Source organism: Streptomyces sp. NPDC037288, from assembly GCF_055603265.1.
Map to the genome: position 1 here is coordinate 1 of NZ_JBVJVY010000062.1, position 13,001 is coordinate 13,001.

At 70.7% G+C, this 13,001-nt stretch carries 9 protein-coding genes; 2 read left to right on the forward strand and 7 right to left on the reverse strand.

The features are described 5' to 3' along the window. Nucleotides 1-423: 423 nt before the first annotated feature. A complete protein-coding gene (locus ACZ7GZ_RS38140) occupies nucleotides 424-3,432 on the forward strand; it encodes a bifunctional [glutamine synthetase] adenylyltransferase/[glutamine synthetase]-adenylyl-L-tyrosine phosphorylase (RefSeq protein WP_471031725.1) in 3,009 nt (1,002 codons plus the stop codon). Here the strand turns inward: ACZ7GZ_RS38140 and ACZ7GZ_RS38145 are convergent. From ACZ7GZ_RS38145 to ACZ7GZ_RS38175, 7 genes are all read right to left on the reverse strand, one after another. After that, the gene (locus ACZ7GZ_RS38145) at nucleotides 3,420-4,292 is read right to left on the reverse strand and encodes a phosphatase PAP2 family protein (protein WP_471031726.1); all 873 of its coding nucleotides are present in this window, start codon (nucleotides 4,290-4,292) and stop codon (nucleotides 3,420-3,422) included. The two genes, ACZ7GZ_RS38140 and ACZ7GZ_RS38145, sit on opposite strands and share 13 nt — an antisense overlap. A 68-nt stretch (nucleotides 4,293-4,360) precedes the next feature. Then, the gene (locus tag ACZ7GZ_RS38150; RefSeq protein WP_471031729.1) at nucleotides 4,361-5,395 is read right to left on the reverse strand and encodes a LacI family DNA-binding transcriptional regulator; all 1,035 of its coding nucleotides are present in this window, start codon (nucleotides 5,393-5,395) and stop codon (nucleotides 4,361-4,363) included. A gap of 25 nt (nucleotides 5,396-5,420) precedes the next feature. Further along, the gene (locus ACZ7GZ_RS38155; protein ID WP_471031732.1) at nucleotides 5,421-7,136 is read right to left on the reverse strand and encodes a glycoside hydrolase family 13 protein; all 1,716 of its coding nucleotides are present in this window, start codon (nucleotides 7,134-7,136) and stop codon (nucleotides 5,421-5,423) included. 62 nt (nucleotides 7,137-7,198) lie between these two features. Then, on the reverse strand, nucleotides 7,199-8,107 hold the full coding sequence (locus ACZ7GZ_RS38160) for a sugar ABC transporter permease (protein WP_471031734.1): 909 nt from the start codon (nucleotides 8,105-8,107) through the stop codon (nucleotides 7,199-7,201). A gap of 12 nt (nucleotides 8,108-8,119) precedes the next feature. Continuing rightward, nucleotides 8,120-9,124, reverse strand: a complete 1,005-nt coding sequence (locus tag ACZ7GZ_RS38165; protein WP_471031736.1) for a carbohydrate ABC transporter permease — start codon at nucleotides 9,122-9,124, stop codon at nucleotides 8,120-8,122. A 139-nt stretch (nucleotides 9,125-9,263) separates the two neighbouring features. Beyond that, nucleotides 9,264-10,553, reverse strand: coding sequence for an extracellular solute-binding protein (locus ACZ7GZ_RS38170; RefSeq protein ID WP_471031739.1), 1,290 nt, complete (start codon nucleotides 10,551-10,553; stop codon nucleotides 9,264-9,266). Between the two features lie 168 nt (nucleotides 10,554-10,721). Beyond that, complete coding sequence (locus ACZ7GZ_RS38175; RefSeq protein WP_471031741.1) at nucleotides 10,722-11,135, reverse strand: S26 family signal peptidase; 414 nt, start codon at nucleotides 11,133-11,135, stop codon at nucleotides 10,722-10,724. A 304-nt stretch (nucleotides 11,136-11,439) separates the two neighbouring features. Here ACZ7GZ_RS38175 and ACZ7GZ_RS38180 point away from each other — a divergent pair, with 304 nt between their 5' ends. Then, the gene (locus ACZ7GZ_RS38180; RefSeq protein WP_471031742.1) at nucleotides 11,440-12,822 is read left to right on the forward strand and encodes an alpha-amylase; all 1,383 of its coding nucleotides are present in this window, start codon (nucleotides 11,440-11,442) and stop codon (nucleotides 12,820-12,822) included. The last annotated feature ends 179 nt before the right edge of the window (nucleotides 12,823-13,001 follow it).

Genomic DNA, 13,001 nt, shown 5'->3' on the forward strand with positions numbered 1-13,001 from the left:
GCCCCCACCGCGCGGCACCCGGCACCCGCGCCGGCCCCCCCCGCGCGGCACCCGGCACCCGCGCCGGCCCCCCCCGCTCGGCACCCGGCACCCGCGCCGGCCCCCACCGCGCGGCACCCGGCACCCGCGCCGGCCCCCACCGCGCGGCACCCGGCACCCGCGCCGGCCCCCACCGCGCGGCACCCGGCACCCGCGCCGGCCCCCACCGCGCGGCACCCGGCACCCGCACCGGACCCGCACCGCCCCCCGCCCACCGCCCGACACCGCCCCACCGCCCGACACCGCCCCACCGCCCCGAGCCGCCCCACCGCCCCGAGCCGCCCCACCGCCCGAGCCGCCCCACCCCCGAGCCGCCCCACCCCGCCCCGCCCCCTCCGGCTAGGCTCTGGCCAGGAGAACCGCACCCGAGGGGAGGCCACGGAGATGACGCCGGGCCGCAGAAGCAGCACCTTCACCCGCCTGCTCCGACACGGCTTCACCGACCCCTCCGCCGCAGAGCGCCTCCTCGACGGCCCGGAACTCGCCCCCGTCCGCGACGACCCCGTCCTCCTGGAAGCCCTCGGCGCCACCCCGGACCCCGACCTCGCCCTGCACGGCCTGGTCCGCCTCCTGGAGGCCCAGGACGGCCCCACGGCCCACCGCGAACTGCTGGACACCCTCATCGCGGCCAAGCCGCTGCGCGACCGCCTCCTCGGCGTCCTCGGCGCCTCCGCCGCCCTCGCCGACCACCTGGCCCGCCACCCGAGCGACTGGCACGCCCTGGTCACCTACGAGCCCCGGGACCTGCACCCCGGCGTCGAGGAGTTCGAGCGCGGCCTGGCCGAGGCCGCCGACCCCCTCTCCCTCCGCGTGGCCTACCGCCGCTGCCTGCTGTCCATCGCCGCCCGCGACGTCTGCGGCACCATCGACGTCGCCGAGACGGCCGCCGAACTCGCCGACCTCGCCACCGCCACGCTCCGCGCGGCCCTGGCCCTGGCGCGGGCGAAGGCCCCCGAGGACGCCGCCGCCTGCCGCCTCGCGGTGATCGCGATGGGCAAGTGCGGCGGCCACGAACTGAACTACGTCTCGGACGTGGACGTGATCTTCGTGGCGGAGGCGGCGGAAGGCACCACGGAAGCCCACGCCCTGACCTGCGCCACCCGCCTCGCCTCGCACCTCATGCGGATCTGCTCCGAGACCACGGTCGAGGGCTCCATCTGGCCGGTGGACGCCAACCTCCGCCCCGAGGGCCGCAACGGCCCCCTCGTCCGCACCCTCTCCTCCCACCTCGCCTACTACCAACGCTGGGCGAAGACCTGGGAGTTCCAGGCCCTGCTCAAGGCCCGCCCGGTAGCGGGCGACGCGGAACTGGGCCGGGCGTACGTCGACGCGCTCGAACCCATGGTCTGGAAGGCCGCCGAGCGCGAGAACTTCGTACCGGACGTCCAGCAGATGCGCCGCCGCGTCATCGCGAACATCCCCGCCGCCGAGATCGAAAGGGAACTCAAACTCGGCCCCGGCGGCCTGCGCGACGTCGAATTCGCCGTACAGCTCCTCCAGTTGGTCCACGGCCGCACCGACCAGACCCTCCGCAGCGGCACCACCCTGGACGCCCTGCAGGCCCTGGCCGCCGGAGGCTACGTCGGCCGCGAGGACGCCGCCCGCCTGGACGAGGCGTACCGCTTCCTGCGCTCGATGGAGCACCGCATCCAGCTCTACCGCCTGCGCCGCACCCACCTCGTGCCCACGGCGGAACCGGACCTGCGCCGCCTCGGCCGCTCCCTCGGCCTGCGCACCGACCCGGTGGCCGACCTGAACCGCGAGTGGAAGCGGCACACCGGCGTCGTACGACGGCTGCACGAGAAGCTCTTCTACCGTCCGCTGCTCGACGCGGTCGCCCAACTCGCCCCCGGCGAGGCCCGCCTGAGCCCCGAGGCGGCCCGCGAGCGCCTGGTCGCCCTCGGCTACGCCGACCCCGCCGCCGCCCTGCGCCACCTGGAGGCCCTCGCCTCCGGCGTGACCCGCAAGGCGGCCATCCAGCGCACCCTGCTCCCCGTCCTCCTCGGCTGGTTCGCCGACTCGGCGGACCCGGACGCCGGCCTGCTGAACTTCCGCAAGGTCTCCGACGCGCTCGGCAAGACCCCCTGGTACCTGCGCCTGCTGCGCGACGAGGGCGCGGCGGCCGAGAACCTGGCCCGCGTCCTGTCGGCGGGCCGCCTCGCCCCCGACCTCCTGATGCGCGCCCCGGAGGCGGTGGCGCTGCTCGGCGACGGCGACGGCACCGGCGTGAGCGGTGGCGGCCTCGCGCCCCGCGAGCGCACCCCCCTCGAACAGGAGATCCTGGCCGCCGTGGGCCGCGCGGAGAACGCCGAGCAGGGCGTCACGGCGGCCCGCGGCGTCCGCCGCCGCGAGCTGTTCCGGACGGCCGCCGCCGACATCGTCGGCTCCTACGGCACCGAGACCAGCCCCGCCGAGGCGGACCAGGGCGCCCTGGTGGACCGGGTCGGTGCAGCGGTCTCCGATCTCACCGCCGCCACCCTCGCCGGCACCCTGCGCGCGGTGGTCCGCGACGGCTGGGGCGACACGCTCCCCACCCGTTTCGCGATCATAGGGATGGGCCGCTTCGGCGGTCACGAGCTGGGCTACGGATCCGACGCGGACGTCGTCTTCGTGCACGAGCCGCAGGACGGCGTCGACGAGCACGAGGCGGCCGCGGCGGCGAACAAGGTCGTCGCCGAGATGAGCCGGCTGCTCCAGCTGCCCAGCGCCGACCCGCCGCTGCTCATCGACGCCGGCCTGCGCCCGGAGGGCAAGTCGGGCCCGCTGGTGCGCACCATGAAGTCGTACGAGGCGTACTACCGCCGCTGGTCCCTGGTCTGGGAGTCCCAGGCGCTGCTGCGGGCCGAGCCGGTCGCCGGCGACGAGGAGCTGGGCCGGCGCTTCACGGAACTGATCGACCCGCTGCGCTACCCGGTCCACGGCCTCGGCGAGGACGCCGTACGCGAGATCCGCCGCCTGAAGGCCCGGATGGAGGCCGAGCGCCTGCCGCGCGGCGCCGATCCCAGGCTGCACACCAAGCTCGGACCGGGCGGCCTGTCCGACGTGGAGTGGACCGTGCAGCTGTTCCAGCTCCGGCACGGCTGGGACCACCCCGGCCTGCGCACCACCCGCACCCGCGAGGCACTGACCGCCGCCCGCGAGGCCGGGCTGCTGTCCGCCGAGGAGGCGGAGATCCTGGACGAGGCCTGGGTGCTGGCGACCCGGGTGCGCAACGCGGTGATGCTGGTGCGGGGCCGGGCCGGGGACACCTTCCCGACCGAGCCCCGCGAGCTGGCCGCCGTGGGCCGCTACCTGGGCTACGGCGCCGGGCACGCCGGGGACATGCTGGACGCGTACCGCCGTACCACCCGCAGGGCGCGCACGGTGGTCGATGAGCTGTTCTACGCGGACTGAGCCGACGGAGCCGGTTCCGCCACCCGGGCCGGCGCCGCCCTCGGCAGGGCGTACGGCACAGCGCCGTACCACACCCGCGCCACGGTGAAACCGAAGGCCAGGCACAGCACGCCGCCCACCGCGTCCAGCCAGAAGTGGTTGGCGGTGGCGACGATGACCAGCAGGGTGGCCGCCGGATACAGCAGGCCCAGCACCCGCACCCACGGCACGGACGCCAGCGCGAAGATCGTCAGCCCGCACCACAGCGACCAGCCGATGTGCATCGACGGCATCGCCGCGTACTGGTTCGACATGTGCTTCAGGTCGCCGGAAGCCATCGAGCCCCAGGTGTGGTGGACCATGACCGTGTCCACGAAGCGCCCGCCGCGCATCAACCGAGGGGGCGCGAGCGGAAACAGATAGTAACCGACGAGCGCCACACCGGTGGTCGCGAACAGTGCCAGCCGCGCCGCCGCGTAACGCCCCGGATGCCATCGGTACAGCCACACCAGCACACCGATCGTGATGACGAAGTGCAGGGTGGCGTAGTAGTAGTTCATGCCGATGATCAGCCAAGTCGCCGAGTTGACGGCGTGGTTGACGGACTGCTCGACGGCGATGCCCAGATCGTGCTCGACGCCCCAGATCCAGTCGGCGTTGCGCAGCGCCTTGCCCTTCTGTTCCGGGACGGCGTTGCGGATCAGTGAGTACGTCCAGTAACTCACCGCGATCAGAAGGATCTCGAACCAGAGCCGGGGCCGCCGTGGACGCCGCGGCCGGCCCACGAGGCCCCGCGCGCCCCGTCTGTCCTCGCCCGTGACGGCCTGCGGAACGGCCACCTCCTCGCGACCTTCCGGCTGCGTCACGGTCGAGTCACTCATAGCCATCAAGTCTGCCAGAAAAGGCCTCCTCGACCGATCATCCCAAGGTCGGGTCCGCGGCGCACCTTCTACGACGAACGGACGACATGCGGTGCCGACGCGGTCGAACCGCGCACCACCAACTCCGGCATGAACACGAACTCGCTGTGCGGCGCGGGCGTCCCGCCGATCTCCTCCAGCAGCGTGCGCACCGCGGCCTGCCCCATCGCCGGAACCGGTTTGCGGACCGTGGTCAGCGGCGGATCGGTGAAGGCGATCAGCGGGGAGTCGTCGAAGCCCACCACCGACACGTCCCGGGGCACCTCCAGACCACGCTGCCGCGCCGCCCGTATGGCACCGAGCGCCATCATGTCGCTGGCGCACACCACGGCCGTGCAGTCCCGGTCGATCAGCGCGGTGGCCGCGGCCTGACCGCCCTCCAGGGTGTACAGCGAGTGCTGGATCAGCTCGGTCTCGACCGTCTCGGCGGTGAGCCCCAACTGGTCCTGCACGGCCCGCACGAAGCCCTCGATCTTGCGCTGCACCGGCACGAACCGCTTCGGCCCGAGGGCGAGCCCGATCCGGGTGTGCCCGAGCGACACCAGATGCGTCACCGCGAGCGTCATCGCGGCCCGGTCGTCGGGGGAGATGAACGGCGCCTGCACCTTCGGCGAGAACCCGTCCACCAGCACGAACGGCACGCCCTGCGCCCGCAGCCGCTCATAGCGCTGCATGTCGGCGGTGGTGTCCGCGTGCAGCCCGGAGACATAGATGATCCCGGCGACCCCGCGGTCCACGAGCATCTCGGTCAGCTCGTCCTCGGTCGACCCGCCCGGGGTCTGGGTGGCGAGCACCGGGGTGTAGCCCTGACGGGTCAGTGCCTGGCCGATGACCTGGGCCAGGGCCGGGAATATCGGGTTCTCCAGCTCCGGCGTGATCAGCCCGACCAGCCCCTCGCTGCGCTGCCGCAACCGCACCGGGCGCTCGTAGCCCAGGACGTCCAGCGCGGCGAGCACGGACTGGCGGGTGGTGGCGGCGACGCCCGGCTTCCCGTTGAGGACCCGGCTGACGGTCGCTTCGCTCACCCCCGCCTGCGCAGCGATGTCGGCAAGCCGTGTGGTCACAGGATTGGACTGTACCGGTCGCATCTCAGACTGCCCACCAGATGGCGCAATCCGCGGGGACCGCGGTGTGGGCCGGGCCCGGCTCGACATCGGCGCTGGCGAGCAGCAGTGTGCCGGGAGTGGGCACGGAAACCGGGGTGGCGGTGAGGTTGACCATGCAGACGAACGAACCGTCGGCGGTGTCGCGGCGGAAGGCCAGGACCCCCTGTGGGGTGTCCAGCCAGGTCACCTGGCGGCCGGCGCCGAGCGCCGGGTGCTCGCGGCGCACGGCCAGCGCGCTGCGGTAGAACTCCAGGGTGGAGGTGGGGTCGCCCTCCTGGGCCGCGACGGTCAGGTCCTTCCAGTCGGCCGGCTGCGGAAGCCAGCTCGGGCCGCCCTCGACGGGACCGAAGCCGAACGGCGCCGCCTCGCCCGACCACGGCAGCGGCACCCGGCAGCCGTCGCGCGTGCCGTCCTGGCCCGAGCTGCGGAAGAACGCCGGGTCCTGGCGCACCTCGTCGGGCAGGTCGACGACCTCGGGCAGGCCCAGCTCCTCGCCCTGGTAGAGGTACGCCGAGCCGGGCAGCGCCAGCATCAGCAGGGTCGCTGCCCGGGCCCGGCGCAGACCACGCGCCTCGTCCCCTTCCGCGAGGCGCGTGGTGTGCCGTACCACGTCGTGGTTGGACAGCACCCAGGTCGCCGGCGCGTGCACCGCGTTCATGGCGCTGAGCGAGCGGTCGACGACCTCGCGCAGGTCCGCCGCGTTCCAGCCGGTGGTCAGGTAGGAGAAGTTGAAGGCCTGGTGGAGCTCGTCGGGCCGGATGTACAGCGCGCTGCGCTCCACGGTCGGCGTCCACGCCTCGGCGACGGCGATCCGCCCGCCCGTCACCCGCCCCCGCCCTTCCGAGGAAGGCCCTTCGGGCCCCTCATTTCTGTCGTACTCGTCCAGGATCCGACGCCAGCCCCGGTAGATCTCGTGCACGCCGTCCTGGTCGAAGTACGGCACGGCCTCGGTGCCGAGCAGCTTGACCTGCTCGTCATGGCCGATGTCCGGCAGGCCGGCCGCCTTGACCAGGCCGTGCGCCACGTCGATGCGGAAGCCGTCGATGCCGAGGTCCAGCCAGAACCGCAGGATGGAGCGGAACTCGTCGTGCACGGCCGGGTGGTCCCAGTTGAAGTCGGGCTGCTCCGGGGCGAACAGGTGGAGGTACCACTCGCCGGGGGTGCCGTCCGGTTCGGTGACCCGGGTCCAGGCCGGACCGCCGAAGATCGACTCCCAGTCGTTCGGCGGCAGTTCTCCGTTCGCGCCCTTGCCCGGCCGGAAGTGGAACCGCTCCCTCAGCGGCGAACCGGGGCCCTCCCGCAGCGCCTGCTTGAACCACTCGTGCTGGTCGGAGCAGTGGTTGGGCACCACGTCGACGATGACCTTCAGACCCAGTCCATGGGCGTCGCGCACCAGGTCGTCGGCGTCGGTCAGGGTGCCGAACATCGGGTCCACGGCCCGGTAGTCGGCGACGTCGTAGCCCGCGTCGGCCTGCGGGGAGGCGTAGAAGGGTGACAGCCACACGGCGTCCACACCCAGCCGCTTCAGGTACGGCAGCCGGGAGCGGATGCCGGGCAGGTCCCCCATGCCGTCGCCGTTGCCGTCGGCGAAGCTGCGCGGGTAGACCTGGTAGATGACCGCGTCGCGCCACCACTCCCGGCGCCCGGAGGCGGCGGAGGAGGCGTCGGTGGGGGCTGCGTCGGTGACGTGCTGGGTCATGGATTCCCTTACGTGATGCGGGGGGAACGACGAAGAAGCGTGCGGGGTGCCGGGCCGGGCGGTCAGGACTTGGTGCCGCCGGCGGTCAGTCCGGAGACCAGGCTGCGCTGCACGAGCATGAACACGAGGGCCGCCGGGATGGTGATGATGATCGCGGTGGCCGAGGTCCACGCCCAGTCGGGCCGCTGGTCCTGTGCGAAGGTGCGGATGCCGACGGCGAGCGTGTAGTGGTCGGACTGCATGAACTGCGTGGCGTAGGCGACCTCGCCCCAGGCGGTGAGGAAGCTGTAGAACGCGGTCACCGCGAGGCCCGGCTTGGCCAGCGGCACGATCAGCCGCCAGAAGGTGCCGATCGGGGTGAGGCCGTCCACCCGGCCCGCCTCGTCGATCTCCTTGGGGATGGTGTCGAAGTAGCCCTTCATCATCCAGGCGCAGAAGGGCACCGCCGTGGTCGCGTACGCCAGGATCAGACCGAGGTAGTTGTCGAGGAGGTCCAACTCGGACAGAAGCAGATACAGCGGCACGATCAGCACGATACTGGGGAACATCTGGGTGACCAGGAAGGTCCACATCAGCTGCCGGCTGCCCGGGAACTTCATCCGGGACACCGCGTACCCGGCGGTCGCCGCGAGGAAGACGCCCAGCAGGGTGGTGCCGCCGGCCACGACGACGGTGTTCAGGAACCACTTCGGCAGGTCCGAATGGGCCAGTACGTCGCTGTAGTTGTGGAAGCTGAGGTCCTTGAGCACCTCGCTCGGCTGCTGCCAGGCGTTCTTCGGGCCCAGCGAGATGAACAGGATCCACACCACCGGGAAGGCCGCGATGACCGTGGCCAGGATCAGGGTGGCGTGCAGGGCGATCGACGCTACGGGGCCGCGTTCCTCACGCCCGCGCACCTTGCGGGACGGGGCGGCCGGGGAACGGGTGGCGGCGGGAGCGGTCGCGGGGGTCTCGTGGGTCGCTGCGGTCATGGCGGTTGCTCCTTACGCCTGCTCGGACTTCAGGGTGCTGCGGCGGTAGAACGTCGAGAAGGCCAGCAGGAGGGCGAGGATGATGATCCCGTAGGTCGCCGCTCCCGAGTAGTCCGAGATGCCGGTGAAGGCCTTGCGGAAGGCGAAGGTGACGAGGATGTCGGTGTCGCCGGTGGTGTTGTTGCCCAGCAGCAGGTAGATGACGTTGAACATGTTGAACGTCCAGATGCAGCCGAGCAGGACCACGGTGTTGGACACCGGGCGCAGACCGGGCAGCGTGACGTTGACGAACCGCTGCCAGGGCGAGGCACCGTCCATCTCGGCGGCCTCGTACAGCTCCTTGGGGATCGACTGCAGGCCGCCGAGCACGGCGACCATGTTGAAGGGGATGCCGATCCAGACGTTCACCATGATGACGGCGACCTTCTGGGCCATCGGGGTGCCGAGCCAGTTCTGCTCGGGCAGGCCGACCGCGGTGATGATCTCGTTGAAGACGCCGTACTGGGAGTTCAGCATCAGCCGCCAGGCGAAGACGCCGATGAACGACGGGACCGCCCAGGGCAGGATCAGCATCGCCCGGTAGAAGCCGCGCAGCCGCATCTCGCGGTTGAGGAGAACGGCGAGGCCCATGCCGATGCCGACCTGCAGGGCGACGCAGGAGACCGTCCACACCACCGTCCACACCAGGCGCGGGTAGAAGTCGCCGTCCGCGCCCGACAGGACGTGCCAGTAGTTGTCGAGGCCGACGAAGTCGTAGGTCGCGGGCCGGTGGAAGGCGCCGATCGTGGTGGCGACGTTCGACTCGTTGGCGTTGGTCAGCGACTGGTAGAAGCCGTACCCCAGCGGATACAGGACCAGCACGGTGATCACCACGGCGACCGGGGCCACCATCGCCCAGGCGTACCAGTACTTGTCCCAGGACCGCCTGAGGCGTGAAACGCGTGCGGGGCGCGGGGACCTGTCGTCCCGCGCTGTCTTGTCGGTCTGTGCCGTGCTCGCTGCGGTGCTCATCCTCATCGACTCTTATCGGCTCGTTCGCGGCAAAGGTGGGGTGGTTCCGCAGCCCCGGGGAGCCCCGGTCGGGGCGGCAGCGGGGAAAGAACGTTCCCCGGGGCTGCGTGTCCTTCGGTTACGGTGCGGCTACCGACCGTTCAGGTCAGCCGATGGAGTAGCCGGGCAGGAGGGTCTGGAACTGCTTGGCGGTGGCGTCCAGGCCGGACTTGACCGACGCGTCGCCCTGCAGGATCTTCACGTAGTTCTGCTGCAGCGGCGTGAACAGCGAGCCGACCTGGGGGAGCGCGACGCGCGGACGGGCGGTCTGCTCCAGGATCGGCTTGAAGCCGGCGATCTTGGGGTCGGAGGTGACCGCGGCGGTGTAGGCCGACTTGCGGGTCGGCAGGGTGCCGGTCTTCTCCGCGATGGTGATCTGGCTCGCGGTGGACGTCATGAACTGCGTGAACAGGTAGCTGGCGTCCAGGTTGCCGGAGCCCTGGTAGACGGCGAGGTCGTGGCCGCCGGTCGGGGCCTGCGCCTTGCCGCCGGCGCCGGCCGGGACGGGCGCGTACCCGAGGTTGGCCTCCTTGCCCTTGAACGCCGAGCCGGTCAGGTCGTCACTGACGGACCACGGGCCCTGGATCAGCATGGCCACCTTGCCGTTCTTGAAGGCGGTCTGCATGTTCTGGTAGGCGTTCGCGAAGTCGACCTTCATCGACGCCTCGTCGTAGATCTTCTTCGCGGTGTTCAGCGCGGTGACGGCGCTGCTGTCGCTGATGGTGATCTTCTTCGCCGAGGTGTCGGCCATGTCGGCGCCGTTGCTGTACAGCAGCGGGAGCAGGAAGTACGAGTCCGGGTTGACGTAGGTGCCGTACGCGCCGGTCTTCTTCTTGATCGTCTTGGCGTCGGCGACGAACTCGTCCCAGGTGGCCGGCGGCTTGGCGATGCCGGCCTTCTTGAACAGGTCCTTGTTGTACAGCAGGGCGAGGGTGTCGGTGACCGACGGGACGCCGTAGGTCTTGCCGTTGATCTTGGCCGTGTTCATCGCGCCCGTGCTGAAGTCGGAGGCGTTCTGCAGCGCGGCGGTGCCGTCGAGCGGGGCGATGTAGCCCAGCGAGGCGTACTCGGCCATCAGGCCCACGTCGGTGCGCACCACGTCCGGGGCGCCCTTGCCGCTCTTGGCGGCCGACTTGAACTTCTGCTCGACGTCGGTGAACGGGATGCTCTGGTAGTTCACCTTGATCTTCGGGTACTTGGCCTCGAACTGCTTGATCAGGGCCTTGTACGCCGGGGCCTCGGTCGCCGCGTCGGAGGTGTCCCAGTAGGTGATGGTGCCCGAGACGTCCTTGGGGTCCTTCGGCTTGCCGTCGGCCTTGTTGTCCGAGCCGCCGCAGGCGGTGGCGGCCAGGGCGACCACGGTGGCCGCGGCGGCGATCGATATGCCACGTCGCATATGAACTCCTAGAAGAGGGTTGCCCGGATCATCCCTTGGGAAGACCGCGGGTGCCGTCTGTCCCAATCGACGGCCGCCGGGCGCGGGAGGAACGTAGCAAGGCTGCAAGTCCTTGCGAAAGATGTTGCAAGGAAATTTCCGCAGGATCCTGCAAGCGTGACGTCCCCGTTACCCCCGCATGTCCTCCGGACTGCGGCGATACGTGCGCACCGCCACCCCGACCACCCGTTCCACCGGGAAGTAACCGATCTCCCGGGAGTCCCCGCTCTCTTGCAGGTTGCCGCCCAGCACCACCACGGATCCGGCCGGTACGGTGCCCGCGCCGAAGCGGTCCCGGGCGGCGGCCGGTACCCCTCGCCGGGTATGGCCGCGAGCCGCTCGATCATGAAGTGGGAGGCCCGGTCCGGCCGGCTCCGGCTCTTCCGGTCGACGCCCGGATCCGGCATCTCGACCACCACGATCTGCCCCGGCCGCAGCCGGCCCGCGCTCGTCCGGCGCCCGATCAGCACATTCCCGGACCGCGGCGTCGGCAGCATGCTCACGCCCTTCACGGCGATCACCACCATGCGGCGCCCGGCTCACAGCACACTCCGGCCACCGCGGCGACGAGCGACAGCACGACGATCACCGCACATACCCCTCCGCCTGCCGGCGGAACAGCCCCGCGTACCGGCCGCCCGCCGCGACCAGCTCCACGTGCCGCCCGCCCCCGCGCGACCGTTGACGCCGTGGAGCCGAGACGGGCGAACTGGCCGCGTGAAGACGCCTGTTGGAATTCCTTTCGACATCTTGCTGAAACGTTGTCGCAACGGTTAGGTTCACGCCACCCGCTGGTCGTTGATCAGTCAATCTCCCCCCACACGCACAACGGAGTGCAGGAGCACACATGGCCAGGAAGACTCTGGCCGCCACGCTCGCCCTCGTGGCCGGCCTGGCGGTCCCCCTCACCGTCCCCACCGGTGCCGCCGAGGCCTCCCCGCCCGGCACCAAGGACGTCACCGCCGTCCTCTTCGAGTGGAACTACGCATCGGTGGCCCACGAGTGCACCACCACCCTCGGCCCCGCCGGCTACGGCTACGTCCAGGTCTCCCCGCCGGCCGAGCACATACCGGGCTCGCAGTGGTGGACCTCGTACCAGCCGGTGTCGTACAGGCTCGCGGGCCGTCTCGGCGACCGCACCGCGTTCAAGAACATGATCGACACCTGTCACGCGGCCGGTCTGAAGGTCGTCGTGGACACCGTCGTCAACCACATGTCGGCGGGCAGCGGCACCGGCACCGGCGGCTCGGCGTACACCAAGTACGACTACCCGGGTCTGTACTCGTCCCCCGACTTCGACGACTGCACCTCCCAGGTCACCAACTACCAGGACCGCTGGAACGTCCAGCACTGCGAACTGGTCGGCCTGGCCGACCTGGACACCGGCGAGGAGTACGTCCGCAAGACCATCGCCGGCTACATGAACGACCTGCTCTCGCTGGGCGCCGACGGCTTCCGCATCGACGCGGCCAAGCACATCCCGGCGGAGGACCTGGCCAACATCAAGTCCCGCCTGACCAACCCCTCCGTGTACTGGAAGCAGGAGGTCATCTACGGCGCGAACGAGGCCGTCCAGCCCTCCGAGTACACCGGCAACGGGGACGTCCAGGAGTTCCGCTACGCCTACGACCTCAAGCGTGTCCTCAACTCCGAGAAGCTGGCGTACCTGACCAACTTCGGCGAGGGCTGGGGCTACCTGAAGAGCTCGGTCGCCGGCGTCTTCGTCGACAACCACGACACGGAACGCAACGGCTCCACCCTGAACTACAAGGACGGCGCCAACTACACCCTGGCCAACGTCTTCATGCTCGCCTGGCCCTACGGCGCCCCCGACATCAACTCCGGCTACGAGTGGTCCGACGCGGACGCCGGCCCACCCAACGGCGGCAAGGTCAACGCCTGCTGGCAGGACGGCTGGAAGTGCCAGCACGCCTGGCCGGAGATCAAGTCGATGGTCGCCTTCCGCAACGCGACGAGGGGCGAGGCGGTCTCGAACTGGTGGGACAACGGCAACAACTGGATCGCCTTCGGCCGTGGCACCAAGGGGTATGTGGCGATCAACCACGAGTCCTCGTCCCAGACCCGTACGTACCAGACCTCCCTGCCCGCGGGGACGTACTGCAACGTGCAGAACAGCACCACGGTGACGGTGAACTCGGGAGGGCAGTTCACCGCCACCCTGGGCTCGAACACGGCGCTGGCGATCTACGCCGGCAAGTCGAGCTGCTGAGCCGGGGTCCTTCTTGGGGCACTTGTGCTCGAAGGACGTGTCCACCGGCACACTCACCTCGCCCGACCAGGTCGGATACCCGGCCGACGACAGCCGCACCGGAAGGGTCGGGTTTCAACAACCGGTGAGCGTGGGGCAGTTGAGAAGAGCACGTCAAAGATTGACGTTGAAACTTCTTG

Excerpts from the sequence above, each read along its gene's own strand:
- ACZ7GZ_RS38155 (WP_471031732.1), bottom strand. The coding sequence starts at position 7,136 with ATGACCCAGCACGTCACCGACGCAGCCCCCACCGACGCCTCCTCCGCC.
- ACZ7GZ_RS38140 (WP_471031725.1), top strand. The coding sequence starts at position 424 with ATGACGCCGGGCCGCAGAAGCAGCACCTTCACCCGCCTGCTCCGACAC.
- ACZ7GZ_RS38165 (WP_471031736.1), bottom strand. The coding sequence starts at position 9,124 with ATGAGGATGAGCACCGCAGCGAGCACGGCACAGACCGACAAGACAGCG.
- ACZ7GZ_RS38160 (WP_471031734.1), bottom strand. The coding sequence starts at position 8,107 with ATGACCGCAGCGACCCACGAGACCCCCGCGACCGCTCCCGCCGCCACC.
- ACZ7GZ_RS38180 (WP_471031742.1), top strand. The coding sequence starts at position 11,440 with ATGGCCAGGAAGACTCTGGCCGCCACGCTCGCCCTCGTGGCCGGCCTG.
- ACZ7GZ_RS38170 (WP_471031739.1), bottom strand. The coding sequence starts at position 10,553 with ATGCGACGTGGCATATCGATCGCCGCCGCGGCCACCGTGGTCGCCCTG.
- ACZ7GZ_RS38145 (WP_471031726.1), bottom strand. The coding sequence starts at position 4,292 with ATGAGTGACTCGACCGTGACGCAGCCGGAAGGTCGCGAGGAGGTGGCC.